14 protein-coding genes are annotated in these 13,818 nt (G+C 72.3%); 4 read left to right on the forward strand and 10 right to left on the reverse strand.

Features of this window, described 5'->3' with window-relative positions; translation table 11 throughout:
- Positions 1-41 precede the first annotated feature (41 nt).
- The 3 genes from ACIQMX_RS32905 to ACIQMX_RS32915 form a co-directional block, all read right to left on the reverse strand.
- The gene (locus tag ACIQMX_RS32905) at positions 42-1,862 is read right to left on the reverse strand and encodes an alkyl/aryl-sulfatase (RefSeq protein ID WP_402483657.1); all 1,821 of its coding nucleotides are present in this window, start codon (positions 1,860-1,862) and stop codon (positions 42-44) included.
- A gap of 137 nt (positions 1,863-1,999) precedes the next feature.
- A complete protein-coding gene (locus tag ACIQMX_RS32910) occupies positions 2,000-3,388 on the reverse strand; it encodes a glycosyltransferase (protein WP_402483660.1) in 1,389 nt (462 codons plus the stop codon).
- Complete coding sequence (locus tag ACIQMX_RS32915) at positions 3,385-3,540, reverse strand: hypothetical protein (RefSeq protein ID WP_363068836.1); 156 nt, start codon at positions 3,538-3,540, stop codon at positions 3,385-3,387. The genes ACIQMX_RS32910 and ACIQMX_RS32915 overlap by 4 nt, the downstream gene beginning before the upstream one ends.
- Positions 3,541-4,073: 533 nt before the next feature.
- Between ACIQMX_RS32915 and ACIQMX_RS32920 the strand changes: the two genes are divergently transcribed.
- The gene (locus ACIQMX_RS32920) at positions 4,074-5,090 is read left to right on the forward strand and encodes a MarR family transcriptional regulator (protein WP_402483664.1); all 1,017 of its coding nucleotides are present in this window, start codon (positions 4,074-4,076) and stop codon (positions 5,088-5,090) included.
- A gap of 24 nt (positions 5,091-5,114) precedes the next feature.
- On the opposite strand, the gene ACIQMX_RS32925 is transcribed toward ACIQMX_RS32920, so the two are convergent.
- Positions 5,115-5,912 carry a DUF4253 domain-containing protein gene (locus ACIQMX_RS32925; RefSeq protein ID WP_363068840.1) on the reverse strand — a complete coding sequence of 266 codons (798 nt, stop codon included), beginning with the start codon at positions 5,910-5,912 and terminating at the stop codon, positions 5,115-5,117.
- Positions 5,913-5,921: 9 nt separating this feature from the next.
- Entirely contained in the window at positions 5,922-7,472 is a 1,551-nt protein-coding gene (locus tag ACIQMX_RS32930; RefSeq protein ID WP_402483667.1) for a hypothetical protein, read from the reverse strand.
- 172 nt (positions 7,473-7,644) lie between these two features.
- On the opposite strand from ACIQMX_RS32930, the gene ACIQMX_RS32935 reads away from it, so the two are divergent.
- Complete coding sequence (locus ACIQMX_RS32935) at positions 7,645-7,836, forward strand: hypothetical protein (RefSeq protein ID WP_363068844.1); 192 nt, start codon at positions 7,645-7,647, stop codon at positions 7,834-7,836.
- A 137-nt stretch (positions 7,837-7,973) separates the two neighbouring features.
- Here the strand turns inward: ACIQMX_RS32935 and ACIQMX_RS32940 are convergent, their stop codons facing one another.
- From ACIQMX_RS32940 to ACIQMX_RS32950, 3 genes are read right to left on the reverse strand one after another with little or no spacing between them, the layout of a single operon-like run.
- Entirely contained in the window at positions 7,974-8,303 is a 330-nt protein-coding gene (locus ACIQMX_RS32940; RefSeq protein ID WP_363068846.1) for an SCO4225 family membrane protein, read from the reverse strand.
- Positions 8,304-8,347: 44 nt separating this feature from the next.
- On the reverse strand, positions 8,348-9,028 hold the full coding sequence (locus ACIQMX_RS32945; protein WP_363068848.1) for a response regulator transcription factor: 681 nt from the start codon (positions 9,026-9,028) through the stop codon (positions 8,348-8,350).
- Positions 9,025-11,412, reverse strand: a complete 2,388-nt coding sequence (locus tag ACIQMX_RS32950) for a histidine kinase (protein ID WP_402483671.1) — start codon at positions 11,410-11,412, stop codon at positions 9,025-9,027. The genes ACIQMX_RS32945 and ACIQMX_RS32950 overlap by 4 nt, the downstream gene beginning before the upstream one ends.
- Before the next feature lie 302 nt (positions 11,413-11,714).
- On the opposite strand from ACIQMX_RS32950, the gene ACIQMX_RS32955 reads away from it, so the two are divergent.
- Positions 11,715-12,164, forward strand: a complete 450-nt coding sequence (locus ACIQMX_RS32955) for a DUF5707 domain-containing protein (protein WP_402483673.1) — start codon at positions 11,715-11,717, stop codon at positions 12,162-12,164.
- A gap of 162 nt (positions 12,165-12,326) precedes the next feature.
- Here ACIQMX_RS32955 and ACIQMX_RS32960 read toward each other — a convergent pair whose 3' ends face one another.
- The gene (locus ACIQMX_RS32960; RefSeq protein WP_363068855.1) at positions 12,327-12,614 is read right to left on the reverse strand and encodes a DUF4190 domain-containing protein; all 288 of its coding nucleotides are present in this window, start codon (positions 12,612-12,614) and stop codon (positions 12,327-12,329) included.
- A gap of 104 nt (positions 12,615-12,718) precedes the next feature.
- Entirely contained in the window at positions 12,719-13,159 is a 441-nt protein-coding gene (locus ACIQMX_RS32965; RefSeq protein ID WP_402483675.1) for an ATP-binding protein, read from the reverse strand.
- Between the two features lie 170 nt (positions 13,160-13,329).
- Here ACIQMX_RS32965 and ACIQMX_RS32970 point away from each other — a divergent pair, with 170 nt between their 5' ends.
- The gene (locus ACIQMX_RS32970; RefSeq protein ID WP_363068859.1) at positions 13,330-13,758 is read left to right on the forward strand and encodes a hypothetical protein; all 429 of its coding nucleotides are present in this window, start codon (positions 13,330-13,332) and stop codon (positions 13,756-13,758) included.
- The last annotated feature ends 60 nt before the right edge of the window (positions 13,759-13,818 follow it).

Genomic DNA, 13,818 nt, shown 5'->3' on the forward strand with positions numbered 1-13,818 from the left:
CCGTCGGCTGCCCTGCGGAATGTACGGGACCTGCTGACCGGTCAGGGCGTCACGATGGCGAAGGCGGGGTCGGTCGGGTCCAGTACGTCCATCAGCCGGTGCAGGACCGTGAGGTCGCCGTCGTGCTCGATGTCCTCGGCCCGGCCCCCGGCGAGCAGGGCCATCAGCCGGTCCTTGGTCAGGGTCAGGCTCAGGTCCGGGCGCGTCGTGCGGCCGTCCGTCACGGCGTGCGTCAGGACGCCGTTGTGCAGGGCCACCCGGTAGGTGCGGTCCAGGTCGGTGAAGTGCCACAGCGTGGTGAAGTCCTCGTCCCACGCCTTGGGGCCGTTGACCCGGATGGCCAGGGAGTCGAATACCTGGTCGACGGAGAGCGCGCCCGCCATGCTTCCGGCGCTGATCGGCGTGGCCGAGACGCCTCCGCGCAGTTCCTGGGCGCCCATCAGGTAGTTGTTGCGCCAGGTACCGCACTCGGCGCCGTGGCCGAGGCGCTCGAAGGTCTGCGCGAGGAGTTCCTTCGCGTCCGCGCTGTCCGGCGAGGCGAACACCGCGTGCTTGAGGATCTGCGCGGCGAAGCGCAGGTCGCCCTCGTCCATGTACTGGCGCGCCTTGGCCAGGACGGCGTCCGGGCCGCCCATGCAGTCCACGTACCGTCGGGCGCTCGCCGTGGGCGGGTGTTCCCAGAGCGAGGAGGGGTGGCCGTCGTACCAGCCCATGTACCGCTGGTAGATCGCCTTCACGTTGTGGCTCACCGAGCCGTAGTAGCCGCGCGCGTGCCAGGCCCGGGCCAGGGCGGGCGGCAGTTCGATCGTCTCGGCGATCTCGATGCCGGTGTGTCCCTGGTTGGCCAGCCGCAGCGTCTGGTCGTGCAGGTAGCCGTACAGGTCGCGTTGTTCGGACAGGAAGCGGGTCAGTCGTTCGGTGCCCCAGGTCGGCCAGTGGTGCGAGGCGAACAGGACGTCCGACTCGCCTGCGTACACGTCGATGGCCTCGGTGAGGTAGCGCGACCAGATCCGGGCGTCGCGCACCACCGCGCCGCGCAGGGTCAGGATGTTGTGCAGGGTGTGGGTGGCGTTCTCCGCCATGCACAGGGCCCGGCGCTCGGGGAGGTGGAAGTTCATCTCCGAGGGCGCCTCGGTGTCCGGCGTCAGCTGGAACCGGAACAGCACCCCGTCCAGCGTCTCCTCCTGACCGGTCCGGCTCACCTCCACCGTGGCGGGCCGCAGGCTCGGTGTGCCCTTCGACGCGGTGAAGCCCAGGCCGACGCCGATGAGCCCCGCCGGGCCCGGTTCCAGCTCGGCGCCCGTGTGGTAGATGCCGCGTCGCAGCATCGCGGTGCCCGCATAGACGTTCTCCGCGACCGAGTGCTCCATGAACTCCGCGGGCGCCACGACCGGGACGTCCGACCCCGGCTCGGTGACGCCCAGGATGCCGCCGAAGTGGTCGATGTGGGAGTGCGTGAAGATGACGCCGGTCACCGGGCGTTCGCCGCGCTGCGAGCGGTAGAGCGCCAGCCCCGCGGCCGCGCATTCGGCGGACACCAGCGGGTCCACCACGATCACGCCGGTGGCGCCCTCGATCAGGGTCATGTTGGAGAGGTCGAAGCCGCGGATCTGGTACACCGCGTCGGTGACCTCGAACAGGCCGGCCCGTGCGCAGAGCCGGGACTGCCGCCACAGGCTCCGGTTGGCGGTGTCCGGGCAGTCGCCGTCCAGGAAGTCCGTGGCGCCGAAGTCCCACACCACCCGGCCGTCCGCCGCTGTCACGGTGGAGGTGGCCGGTGGCGCGACCAGGCCCCGGTCCGCATCCTCGAAGTCCGTGGTGTCCGTGAAGTCGAGCGCGTCGAGGCTGTCGGAACGGGTCATCGGCGGTCTCCCCAGCATCCGGGCGAACCCCACCGGCCGGGGCCCGCGACCGTTACCCAACCTGCCGCAGAACCCGAACGGCGGCACGGCGGACTCGGCCGAACAAGGGCCTGCTCCGCACCGGGCCGAGCCGGTTCTCAGGCCGCAGGTGCCGGTGCGGCCGCCGGTGCGAGGGTGACCTCGGCGCCGTCGACGCGGGTGCCCCAGCCGGTCCGCATGCAGGTCAGCAGGCCGTAGAAGCGCACGGCGCGCAGCACGGTCCAGGACCACAGGAGGGCGAGCGGGGTCAGCGCCCAGGTGGCCAGCTGGGAGCGCAGGCTCTGGTCCGAGCGGGCCAGGGTGAGATAGCGGAGCGTCTGGGCGGAGACGATGACGAGGGGGACGAAGTAGAGGCCGGCGGGCGGGTGCGTACCGGTGCGGAAGTGGTGCACGCTCAGCGAGACCAGGAGCGCCGTGGACGTCACCTGCTGGAACCACCGCAGGAGCTGCGCGAGGTAGGCGGGGTGGACCGGCGGGAGGTAGCGCATGCGCCACAGCGCGCGGATGGTCGATCCGCGCATCCACCGCAGGTACTGGCGCAGGTGGTGGCTGACGGTCTCCGGCATGGCGCTGAAGACCACGGCGGTGGGCTGCTGCACGACCTTCCCGCGCATCAGGCCGTAGAGGGTGAGCAAGGAGTCGTCGGAGAAGGTGACGGGTCGGCCGAGGAACGTTTCGCCGAGGTAGGAGGAGACGTTGTCGCGCAGGAGCTCCGCCCGGTACGCCGCCAGGGAGCCGGAGGCCACCATGACGCCGCCGAGCGGTGAGAGCGCGGACCGGTCGACGAGCTGCGAGGTCACGTACCAGAGGTCCGTCATCCTGCTGAGCAGCCCGTTGCGGTTGTTGTGGGCGACGACGACACCGGCCACGACCTGCACCCGGGGGTCCTCCAGCGGCTGGAGGACCTCGCGGACGGCGTCCGGTGCGAGGTGGGCGTCGGAGTCGATGGTGAGGAAGATGTCGGCTCCGGGACACTGTGCGGCCGCCCTGACCTGGGCGTGCCGCTTGCCCGCGTGGGGGACGCGCTGCCAGGTGGTGGTGATGCCCGCCTCGCGCGCGGCGTCGCACCACCACGTTCTCGTACGGTCGTAGTCGACGTCGGAACCGTCGTCGGCGATGTGGACGGAGTCGGGCCGCCGGTCCTGGGCCAGCAGGGACCGCAGGGCGGAGCGCAGATATCCGTCGTCCTCGTTGTAGACCGGCATGAGCACGGCCACGTGCAGAGCGTCCAGCGTCTTCTGGGCGTCGGCGGAGGCGCGGTAGGGGCGTTCGAGGCAGTAGAGGGTGGTCTGGGTGGCCAGGATCAGTGCGACGGGGGCCCAGGCCCACTCGGCGTGCGGCACGATGAAGCCGTTGACGTGGGCGTACGCCCGCATGCCGTACGCGGTCAGCCCGACGGCGAGTACCGCCAGCGCCGCAACCGCCGCGAGGACCTGAACCGTGCGACGGCGGCGCGCGACAAGAGGTGCCGGAGCATCAGGTGTCACGCCCCTTCACCGCGCCGGAACGCCACTCGCACGCACAGCGCCCCGGCGACGACCGCGACCAGGGCCAGGGCCGCGATCCACCAGCCGGCCATGGTGAGGCCGCCGATGACGAGGAATCCGGTGCCGGTCTGCGCCAGCTGGTTGCTGTACATGTGCGGGGAGCTCCTTCGGGGAGTGGAGGACGGACGGGCTTGCCGCCTCACCGTCACATGGGGCGGGATGGGGCGCACTCGGTGTGATCTGCGTGGGGGACGGGCAGTGGCGGCCGGGCTTCGAGGCCCGAGCGTCGAGATCCGAGCTTCGAGGCCCGGGCTTCGAGATCCGAGCGTCGAGATCCGAGCGTCGAGATCCGAGCTTCGAGATCCGAGGGTCGAGCTACGGGAGGGGCTGTTCACTCGTTCGAGGGATCGCGGGGGAGGCTCGGCCCGGAGCTTGAGACCCGAGACGCGAGCGTCGAGATGCGAGCCGCGAGATTCGAGCGCCTTCTTTTAACCGGCCACTGAAAACAGGGGGGTTGGTCAAACCTCCCCTACCGCCCTGACCCGTAACGGCGAGCAAGTATGACTAATGGTGACGGCTTGCGACGGAGCGTGGCGAGTGTTTACGGTGCGAGAACGCATCGACCCCGACCGGTGTAATCAGCACCGAGCCGGGGTCTGACCCCAAGATCGGAAAAGGCGATCCCGTGGCTGCCCAGAATTTTAGTCCCGCCCTGCCCGCGCCCGCAGTGGCGGCCCCGTACCCGATGGCCCAGCCCGGCTACGGCAAGCGTTCCGCCTCCGGCCAACTTCCCGCGCGGCCCGACGACTTCGCTCTGCTGCCTCTGCGCGAGCGGTACATCGCCGGGTTCATCGAGCATCTGCCGGAGGGCGCGTCGATGAGCGTGAAGTGCCTCGCCAAGCAGATCCCGCTCTACGGCCAGCAGGCCATCGCCTCCGCCCTGACCGCCCTGTCCGTCGCCGGGCACCTGCGGCGCGTCCGCTGCGCGATCGGCGTCGGCGACGAGGTCCGGTGGGTGTTCCGCACCTACTGGTCCCGCACCGCCCGCGACAGCGAGTGGTGGGCGAACTGCCTCACACCGGGAGTGCCCCAGTCGGTGCGGGCGCCCATGCCTGTGCCCGTGCCCGTGCCCATGCCTGTGCCTGTGCCCGTGCCGGCCTCGGCTCCCGTTCCTGTCCCCGCCCCCGTTCCTGCCGCCGCGCCGTGTGTCGTGCCCCCGCAGCGCCCGGCGGCGCCGCCCGCACCGAAGGGCTCGTCGCGCGCCTACCGGGTCCTCGCCGAACTCGGACGCATCGACACACGCCTCCCGCTCTCCGCCGAGGACTGCTCGGTCCTGGAGGACCTGGCCGAGCAGTGGTTCGCCCGCGGAGTGAACGCCGACTACCTGACCGGCGCGCTCACCGCAGGCCTGCCCGCCCAGGTCGACTCGCCCGTCGGCTTCGTCCGCCGCCGTCTGCTCGACAAACTCCCGCCCGCGATGCCCTCCGCACCCACCCCGCCCCCGGCCGGAACCCCCGCCCCGCGCGTGATGATGGAATGCACCGACTGCGGCGCCCCCGGCCCCGCCGCGGCCCTCCCCGACGGCCTCTGCCGCGACTGCCGTCAGCAGGCCGCGCCCGCCGCGCCCGCGCCCGAACCGCCCGCCGAACGCGACGTCACCGCACTCGTCGCCGGACTCCGCGACCTCCTCAAAGCGCCGTGAGGGCCCGTCGGACGCCGGCGGGGCTCAGTCCCACCAGAAGGACCACGTCCGCTGGTTGAGCACGGCCTTCTCCGCGTAGGTGTCCAGGCTGTTCAGCGTGGACTGCTGGATGTTGTCCGGGCAGAACGCGAAGTGTTCGGCGGCCAGTGCCTCGGACTCGGCGATGGTGGTCGGGGGGCGGCTCACCGAGACGATCATCGTGTCGAAGCCGAGCACCACGACCCGCGCTCCGAACCGGTCCTCCCAGGAACGCAGCACCGCGCAGAGCCGTGCCACGTCGTTCTCGTGGTTGAGCGGACCCGACCAGCCGATCGCCGCGGCTATGTCCGCGCTGCGGCGCGCGGGCACGAGGGCCGCCCGCAGTCCGGTCATCGGGCTGCCCGAGTCGGTCAGGAAGTCCGCGAGGCCCGCCGCCGACGTGTCGGGGTCCTCGGTCGCCGCCTCGGCCGGTACGGGGGCGAGGCCCGGCCAGTCGGCCGACGACTCGTCGAGGGCCAACTCCTCGGTGGCGTACGCCTCCCAGGCCTCGCTCAGGACCTCCTCGGCGTCGTGGTCGCCGGGATACGAGGTCCTGACCGGGCCGAGATCCCAGGCCTCGGGCCAGGCGTCGCGCATGCCGCCGTCGATCAGTACGGGCAGCAGGCCGACGGGCCTCCCGGTGGTCCGCAGCGCGGCCCAACTGCCGGGGGACGCGGGCGCGTCCGCGTACCAGAGCAGGGGCTCGTGCCACACCTCGTCGATCGTGGCGTCCACGAAGGTGCCGGGCGGCAGGTGAAGTCCTGCGTCGGCCGGGGAGCTGAGTGGGTTCGGGAGCGTCGCCATGAGGGAACTCTAGGCGCCGTCTCTGACAGTCGGCTCCGTCCTTACGGGAGCGGGGGCAAAGGCTTCCGTCGCCCCGGACGTGTCCTCGTGGAGGATCGCGTCCCGCGTCGTGCGCGCGGTCTCGGCGGCGGTGTCGTGGTCCAGCCCGGGCTTGTTCATGACGACGGCCCCGAGGCTGCCCCGGTCGGCCCAACTGCACGCCGTGTGAGCGCCCGCGTCCTCCAGGTCGGTGGCGTACGAGACGCAACGCAGCCGTCCGCCGCGGGCTCCGGGGGGCGCGTCCCAGATGGCGTCGATGGTCGATTCGGACTCGGCAAGCCCCTGTTCGTAGCCCTTGACCAGGTCCGACGGTGCGTCGCGCAGATCGCCGAGTCCTCCGTAGACGAACGCGAAGGGCTGGTCGTCGTTGTCCGCCAGCTGCTGGGCGGTTCCGTAGGCGTACGAGAACGAGCCGCCGAAGGCCTCCGTCCACAGCGCGAGCGTGCCCTCATCGATGCCGTCCACGGCGGTGAGCAGAGGGGCGCCGAGGAGCGTGGGCGGTGGAGCGGCCGTGTAGCGCGGGTAGTCGGTGTTCTCCGGGGCCGACGGCCAGAGCAGTGGGGAGGCGGCCGCGCAGACGATGACGGTGAGGACCCCCAGGCTCACGGCGACTTGACGGGAGCCGAAGGCGGGTGGCGGCGGCAGGGGGCTCTCCGGCGGGTTCGCCGCATCCGGGGGCGCCAGGAGACGGTCCACGCCGCGTGTGTGGGCACCACGCTCCAGGGAGCGCAGGGCCATGCCCGGTACGTAGAGCAGGAAGGCGACCACGCTCATCCAGCTCGACAGGTGGAACGCGGCCCTGGTGATCGTGAGCGTCGCCGCGATCGCCGTCACGGTGAGCAGGGTCGCGAGCGGTGCCCGTACGTGGGCCAGGAACAGCCGGCGGCCCGGGCGGGCGAGGGCCGTCAGCGTTTCCGCGCGGACCGCCAGGCGCTCGTCGTACGGGTACTCCGCGGCCTGTTCCTCGGCGAGCCGGGCCGCTTCGGCGAGGTCCGGGGTGTCGGCGAGGGCGGCGCGGACGTCATGGCGCTGGATGTGTGCGGCGGTCGACTTCGGCAGGGCGCCGGAGCCCGGCAGCACCATGGTCTCGCCCCGGGCGTGCCGGTCCACGTGCGCGGCCTGCGGTGAGCCGGGGGCCAGTTCGGTGATCCGGGCCGCCAGCACGGGGCCGCGGGCGTGGCGGCCGGGGCGGTCGAGTGCGTCGGATGCCAGGCAGAGCTCGGCGTAGGCCGTGAGCAGGTCCAGGTCGTCCGGGAAGGCGTCCAGGCCCCGGCGGTAGACGCGTTCGGCCTCGTCGTCGTGGTCGTCCTCGTTCTCCGCGACGTGGGCCCGGCCCAGCAGGGTGTAGAGCGCCGGGTCGGGGCCGTACCGCTCCAGTGCGGCGGTCGCCCGCGCACGGGCGTCGGCGGGTCTCCCGGCGCCTAGGGCGGCCCGGATCGCCTCCGCGGCGGCTGCCGTCTCCGCTTCCGCGGCAGCTGCCGGTGGCGCTTCGGGCGACTTGTCGTGTTCGGTTTCCTGCATGAGATCCCCACCCCTGGTGACGCGGCCGACGTGCGGTCGGCCGCGTCACTATCGCCCGGCGGGGGAACGCCGGTCAATGAGGGTTTTCAGCGTTGCCTCTCCAGGTCGGAGAGGTCCCGGCGATGAGCCGGAAACGGCGGGGAGGCATACGGCGGAAGGAGAGAATGAGGCCATGACGATGTGTGAGAAGTGCGGTACGCGCAAGCGCGGCCTGCCCCGTTCCTGCTCCCGGTGCCGTTCCAGGCCGGACCGGACAGAAGCTGTTGCGGACGCCGCCGACATAGCCGTGGCGGGAGGGCTGCTCAACTGGATCTGGCGCGGAATCACGGCACTTGTGCGGCTGGTGCTGCGTACGGTCAACTGACCGGACCCGGCGGAGGCCGTGTCGCGGCGGGGCGCACGTTCCCGGACAGGGAACAGCGTCTGATGGCGGTGCATCCGGCATCCGGTATCGGGCATCCGGTATCGGGCATCGGGCATCCGGACAGGCTTGTCGGAGTCCTAGCGGTCCGGGCGGCCGCCGCGGCGCAGTGCGCGGGTGCACCAGCCGATGATCGCGGCGTTGACCGCTGCCCCGACGGCGATGGCGGTGAAGTACCCGAAGCCGTTGGCCGGCAGCATGAGGAACGCGAGGCTGGCGGGTGCGGTGGCGAGGAACGGGATGACGCCGGCCATGGACGCGTCCGTGGTTTCGCCGGCGTCCACCACCAGGGCCCACACGAGCAGGGCGGCGCAGACGCCGAGGTAGACGAGGGCGGCGACGCCGACGTGGTCGAGCAGTCGGCGGGGGACGGATCGGCGGGAAGAGGAAGCGGAACCGGCGCCGGTCATGGGATGGGACTCCGTGGGTGCGTGCGGATGGTCGGCCGCGGTGGTCAGAGGCGGGTGGCGGGCGGGTTCGGGCGGGCGAGGCCCAGGTCGTACGCGAGGATCGTCGCCTGTACGCGGTCGCGCAGGCCGAGCTTGCGGAGCAGCGCGTTCACGTGGGACTTCACGGTGCCCACGGTGATGCCGAGGTGCTCGGCGATCTCCGAGTTGGTGAGTCCGGCCGCGACCAGGGTGAGGACGCCCCGCTGGCTGCTGGTCAGGCTGTCCAGTTCGGGGGCGCTCCCGGCTGCGGCCGCGGCGGGTGGTCCGGAGGCGTAGTGGCCGATGAGGCGGCGGGTCGCGGACGGGGCGAGTACGCTCTCGCCGGCCGCCACCTCACGGATTCCCTGCAGCAGTTGGGAGGGGTGTACGTCCTTGAGGAGGAAGCCCGAGGCGCCGGCGCGCAGTGCTTCGAAGACGTACGCGTCGAGGTCGAAGGTGGTCAGGACGAGGACCCGGGGCGCGCCTTGGCGGCCGGTGATGATGCGGGTGGCGGCGATTCCGTCGAGCACCGGCATGCGTACGTCCATGACGACCACGTCGGGAGCCAGTTCCTCGGCGAGGCGCACCGCGGCGGCGCCGTCGGCGGCCTCGCCGACGACCGTCATGTCCTCCTCGTCATCGATCACGGCGGCGAACCCCGCCCGTACGATGCCCTGGTCGTCGACGACCAGCACGTTGAGGCTCATCGATGTCTCTCCTCGTCGTCCTGCGCGGCGGCGAGTGGCAGCCGGAGGCTGATTGTCCCCTGCGGGCCGGTGGTCAGGGTGCCGCCGAGCGCCACGACCCGCGTGGTCAGCCGTCGGCGTACGGCGGAGTCGGCGGCGCGCGGCACCCCGGTGGCGGTGAGCGTCAACGCAGCTCCGTCCGCGTCGAATTCGAGCATCGCGGGCTCCTCGCCGCCGGCCGTGAGTACCGTCTCGGCGGCGTGGTAGGCGGCCAGGTCGACGGCGGTGGGCAGCCGTTCCGGTACGCGGCCGGTCAGCCGTATCTCGATGTCGCGGCCGTTGACCCGGAGTTGGCGGGCGAGCAGGTCGAGCGCCTGGAGGGTGGGCTGCGGCCGTAGTTCGTGCTCCGCCTGGCCCTCCCGGACGGTGTCGAGCAGGGCGCGCATCGCGGCCAGGGCCTCGCGGGCGCGGCTCGCTGCCGCGTCGAGCCGGCCTGCCTCCGCCTCGGTGACCAGGTCGGCGGTGCGGGCCAGAACCGTCGTTTCGAGGCCGGCGGCAATGCGGCGGCGCTCGGTCCAGGCGTCGCGGACGGCCTCCTCGGTCCAGGTGGCGAGGCGTTCGTCGTGGGCGCGGAGGCCGGCTTGCCGGCGCCGGGTGCGCAGGCGTCCGGTCAGGTGGGCCGCGGTGGCTGCCAGGGCCGCGCCGGCCGTGGTCGCGGCGATGACCGTCCAGAGGGGAGCGGCCGTGCCTCGGTCCAGAACCGCGGTGGTGGCGGTCGCGGCGTGCACCAGCACGGTGAGGAGAACGGCCGTGACGTGGCCGCCGGGCGCTGAGGGCTGGTCGCAGGCACGGTCATGGGGGACCCCCGTCGCGGCGGGGCCGCCTTTCGCTACGGCTCCGCGTCCCTTTCGGGGCGTCGCCGTCGGGGCCGGTTCCCTCGCGAGGGCCGCGCACGTGGCCAACAGGCTCAGCGCGGGCGGGAGGAGGACCGGGCCGCTGTAGTTCCCGGCGTCCATCGCCACCGGCCACAGCAGTGCGAGCCCCAGCAGCATCCCGTACGCCGTCCGCGGCGCCCTGCGCAGCCACAGCAGGGCCACCGCCTGGCCCGCGGCCAGCAGGGCGAAGAGCGCGCCCGCGGACACCTGCGACGCGCTCGACGTGTCCTCGGCCCTGACGGCCAGCGCCGGGAGCAGCGGTTGCAGGACCAGGCCCGTCGCCGCCACCACCTGCGCCACGCGGTAGGCCCTCGGTACCGACGGTTCCACCGCGGTGGCCGTCCCGCCCGCCAGTACCGCCCGGACCTCCCAACCACCCTGCGCCGTCGGGCCGCTGTGGACCGTGCCGCCCGCCTCCCGTGCCCGGGAGCGCAGGAAGCCCTGCCCGCGGCCGCCGCCCAGGCCCGCGCCGTGCGCCACCGCACCGGCCTGCGGGGGCGTGCTCGTGACCACGACGTCGGTGCGGGTGTCGCCGTACCGGCACAGCACCCTCGTATGCGCGCCGGGGGCATACCGTGCCACGTTGGTCAGCGCCTCACGCACGATGCCGTACGCCGCCTCCGCGACGGCGCCGTCCGGCAGGGGGTCGATCTCGCAGTCCACCCGGTGGTCCAGGCGCCGGAACCCGGCGACCAGGTCGAGCAGCCGCTCCTCCGGTGGCGGCTCATCCTCGCGGGAGGGCGCCGGCGCCCGTACCGCGCCGAGCGCGCGGGTGACCTCGCGGCCGGTCTCGACCGCGAACTCAAGTGCCTGGGCGGCCAGTTCCGGGCGGCGTTCGCGCAACCCGAGGGCCGCGCCCGCCGTGACCACCACGGCCGTCAGATGGTGGGCGCTGACGTCGTGCAGCTCCCGTTCCATCCGGCGCCGTTCGACCGCCGGGAGCCGGTGGCGCTCGGCCTCGGCCCGCTTCAGCCTGTGCTCGGCCGCCCGTCGGGCACGACGGGTCCGCCGTACGAGCAGGCCGGTGCCGCACACGGCGGCGTACAGCACGGCGGTCAGGACGAGGTCGAGCCCGTCGCGGTCGCTGAGCCCGTGCAGCCTGTTGCCCAGCAGAAGCTGGTAGACGGCGAGCGCCACCCCGCACAGCACGGCGGTGAAGGCGTCGCGTTCGCTCGCCACGGTGAACAGGGCCAGTGCGACGCCCGCGGTCCCCAGCACCGCCAGCGCTTCGGCGGGCAGCGGCCCGGAACCCAGCATGCACGCGGCGGTGACCACGACGAGGACGACCACCGGGCGGGTGCGGCGCAGAGCGAGCGCGGCCGTCACCACCGCGGCGACCAGGGCCGCCAGGAGGAGGGAGGCCGTGGTGGGGGCCGGTACGGCCCCGCGCGCCAGTGGCGCCCCGGGCCACACCAGGGCCTGGGCGCAGAGCAGCAGGACCGGGAACAGCCGGTCGTCGGTTCGATTCATGGCGGATCAAGGCTATGGCCCCAGGTGAGCGGCCCGGCTCCGACTGGAGGCGGATCCGGGTCTCTTACCTGGGGTGCAGAGCCTCTACCTGTGGTTCGACGCGCCAATCGTCCCGCAGCGTGAGGACGGAGCCGTGCCGCCGGCCATAGTCTCGATCACATCGAGGAAGCGGTCGGCCACCGCTGCTCGACCACTTCCAAGTCCGGCTTCACCAGCGGGTCTTCCACGGCCGGCCGCGGTCTTCCGCGTATCCGGACCGGCATTGCGAACTCCAACGAACAACGAACTCAAGGGGATCACCCATGTCCAAGCGCATTCTCCTCCCGTCGCTCATCGGCGCCGTCGTCCTCGGTGCGGTGGCCGCCGGCGGCCTCGCCCTGGCCGCGGGCCCCACGGAGCCGACCCTGGAGCACGGTTCGGCCCGCTACACGGCTCCGTCCGACGCCGGTGCGGGCTCGCTCGCCTTCACCGTGGACGTGAGCGACGACTCCGGCATCCGGGGCCTCAAGGTCCTTGCCTGGCCCGCGAGTTCGAAGCTCGACCCGACCGAGGCGGAGCTTCGCGCGGCGGAAGGCGTCAAATGCCGGAGCACCTCGGACGAGACCAGCCGCTGCACCTACACACTGAAGGTCACCAAGCGGGATGCGGCCGACCTGGTCAAGGGCACCTGGTACATCTCGGCGCTGGCGACGGCCAAGGACGGGGAGACGGCGTTCGTGTCCCGCGCCGCCACGTTCCACGTCACAGGCTGACGCGCCGGCCGGACGGTCGTCGAGCCGGGCGATCCGCCGCAGGCGCGGCTCCTGGGGGACAGCTGGTCTCCGCCGGGAGCCGGGCCCTCCTCACCTGGAGCGGCGATGCCGCAATGGCTCGACGACTCCCGGGAGGAGGGCCCGCGGGCCGGGCCGGTGGCGTCAGCCGCCGACGTACCAGCTGAACCCGCCGGAGGCGGCCGCGATCACCAGTACGACGACGATCAGCAGGTCGATGACGCCGAGCACCAGCCCGGCCTTGGCCATGCCCGTGCCGCCCTTCGCGGACAGCTGGCGCAGGCCCACGGCACCGAGCACGATGGCCACCGGTCCGAGGACGACGCCGAAGAAGAGCAGGCCGATGATGCCGCAGATCAGGCTGGCCACCGCGAAGCCGTTCGTTCCGGACCGGGCAGCGGGGGCGGAGTACGAACTGTTGTCAGGCGTCATTGCACTCTCCCGTTGAATGGTCGGTTCGGTGCTGGAGTTCCCTTGTTCCCCTGATGATGCGGCGCATGCCGCGGAGGGATATCCGTGCGGTAATTCAGACGCGGTCAGCGCGCCATTACGGCAAGAATGATCTTTCCTTCGCGGCCGAGCGGGCGGATGGTCACCCGATGGGCGAGCCGCAGGATCATCGGCCAGCCGAAGCCGCCCGTCCGGCCGGTCATGTCAGGGACGCGGGACTGCGGATGTGCGGGGCTCGGGTCGGCGACCCGGACGTGCAGCGTTCCGCTGTCGGCCTTGAAGGACAGGGCTGTGACGGCTCCGGCGTGCTGGATCGCGTTCGTGACCAGCTCCGACGAGAGCAGCAGCAGATTCTGGACGGTGCGGGCCGACGGCGCGGGATGCAGCTGCGCGGCGAACTCGGCGGCTGCCGCGCGTGCTTCCGCCGCTCGGTGAGGTGGCGCCGGACACCGCGTGATCTCCCTCCCGGCGGAGGAGAGCCCGGTGGGGGAAAGAGGGGTCGTGCATTGCTCCGTCATTGTTCTCACCCCGTGATTCATGCGTGAAGGCGGGTTCTCGCTGCGTGTACCCCGCGATAGTGCGGTGTACCCCCGGAATTCTCCGTGCGAGGTGGGCGGGGGAGGGTGCGGATGCGTGTTCTGCGGATTTCCGGGCAGGACTTCCTGACACATCTGATCCGCTGCGAAGGGAATGCATCATGAACGAGTCCGCCGAACGCGCGCCGGGCTCGACCGCGGTCGTCGTCGAGCCCGTGCCCGACCTCCAGCTCCAGCTGCTGATCCAGCTCCTCGACCGGGAGATGCGGTCCGGCCTGCCGCTCACGCTCACGCTTCCGGCCGGTGTGCTGCACGGTGATGTGATCGGCCACGAGGCGTGGAAGGCCGAATGGGCCAGAAGTCTGCGCCAGGTCGAGGGTGAGGGCGCCAACCTCATCGCGGAGTTCCCCGAGACGGTGGATCAGGGGATCAACGAGCTGCGGTCCGACGAGGACGTGCGGCAGCTGCCCCGCTGGATCCATCTGCGGGACGCGACGCTCGTCCTCGGAGGTTCGGCCCCGATCGGGCTGCCGTTGTGGCGCGGCCGGCTGGCGGATGTGTCCGGGTGGGCGCTGGGGCGGCCCGAGTAGCCGGGGACGGACGGAGAAGCCGACGGGGCCCGGCACACCGAAGTGTGCCGGGCCCCGTCT

The sequence above is a fragment of the Streptomyces sp. NPDC091416 genome, assembly GCF_044756845.1.
Taxonomy (GTDB): Bacteria; Actinomycetota; Actinomycetes; order Streptomycetales; family Streptomycetaceae; genus Streptomyces.

Bases quoted from the DNA above. Each gene is read 5' to 3' on its own strand.
- ACIQMX_RS32905 (WP_402483657.1), bottom strand. From the start codon at position 1,862: ATGACCCGTTCCGACAGCCTCGACGCGCTCGACTTCACGGACACCACG.
- ACIQMX_RS32915 (WP_363068836.1), bottom strand. From the start codon at position 3,540: ATGTACAGCAACCAGCTGGCGCAGACCGGCACCGGATTCCTCGTCATC.
- ACIQMX_RS32925 (WP_363068840.1), bottom strand. From the start codon at position 5,912: ATGGCGACGCTCCCGAACCCACTCAGCTCCCCGGCCGACGCAGGACTT.
- ACIQMX_RS32930 (WP_402483667.1), bottom strand. From the start codon at position 7,472: ATGCAGGAAACCGAACACGACAAGTCGCCCGAAGCGCCACCGGCAGCT.
- ACIQMX_RS32935 (WP_363068844.1), top strand. From the start codon at position 7,645: ATGACGATGTGTGAGAAGTGCGGTACGCGCAAGCGCGGCCTGCCCCGT.
- ACIQMX_RS32940 (WP_363068846.1), bottom strand. From the start codon at position 8,303: ATGACCGGCGCCGGTTCCGCTTCCTCTTCCCGCCGATCCGTCCCCCGC.
- ACIQMX_RS32945 (WP_363068848.1), bottom strand. From the start codon at position 9,028: ATGAGCCTCAACGTGCTGGTCGTCGACGACCAGGGCATCGTACGGGCG.
- ACIQMX_RS32950 (WP_402483671.1), bottom strand. From the start codon at position 11,412: ATGAATCGAACCGACGACCGGCTGTTCCCGGTCCTGCTGCTCTGCGCC.
- ACIQMX_RS32955 (WP_402483673.1), top strand. From the start codon at position 11,715: ATGTCCAAGCGCATTCTCCTCCCGTCGCTCATCGGCGCCGTCGTCCTC.
- ACIQMX_RS32960 (WP_363068855.1), bottom strand. From the start codon at position 12,614: ATGACGCCTGACAACAGTTCGTACTCCGCCCCCGCTGCCCGGTCCGGA.
- ACIQMX_RS32970 (WP_363068859.1), top strand. From the start codon at position 13,330: ATGAACGAGTCCGCCGAACGCGCGCCGGGCTCGACCGCGGTCGTCGTC.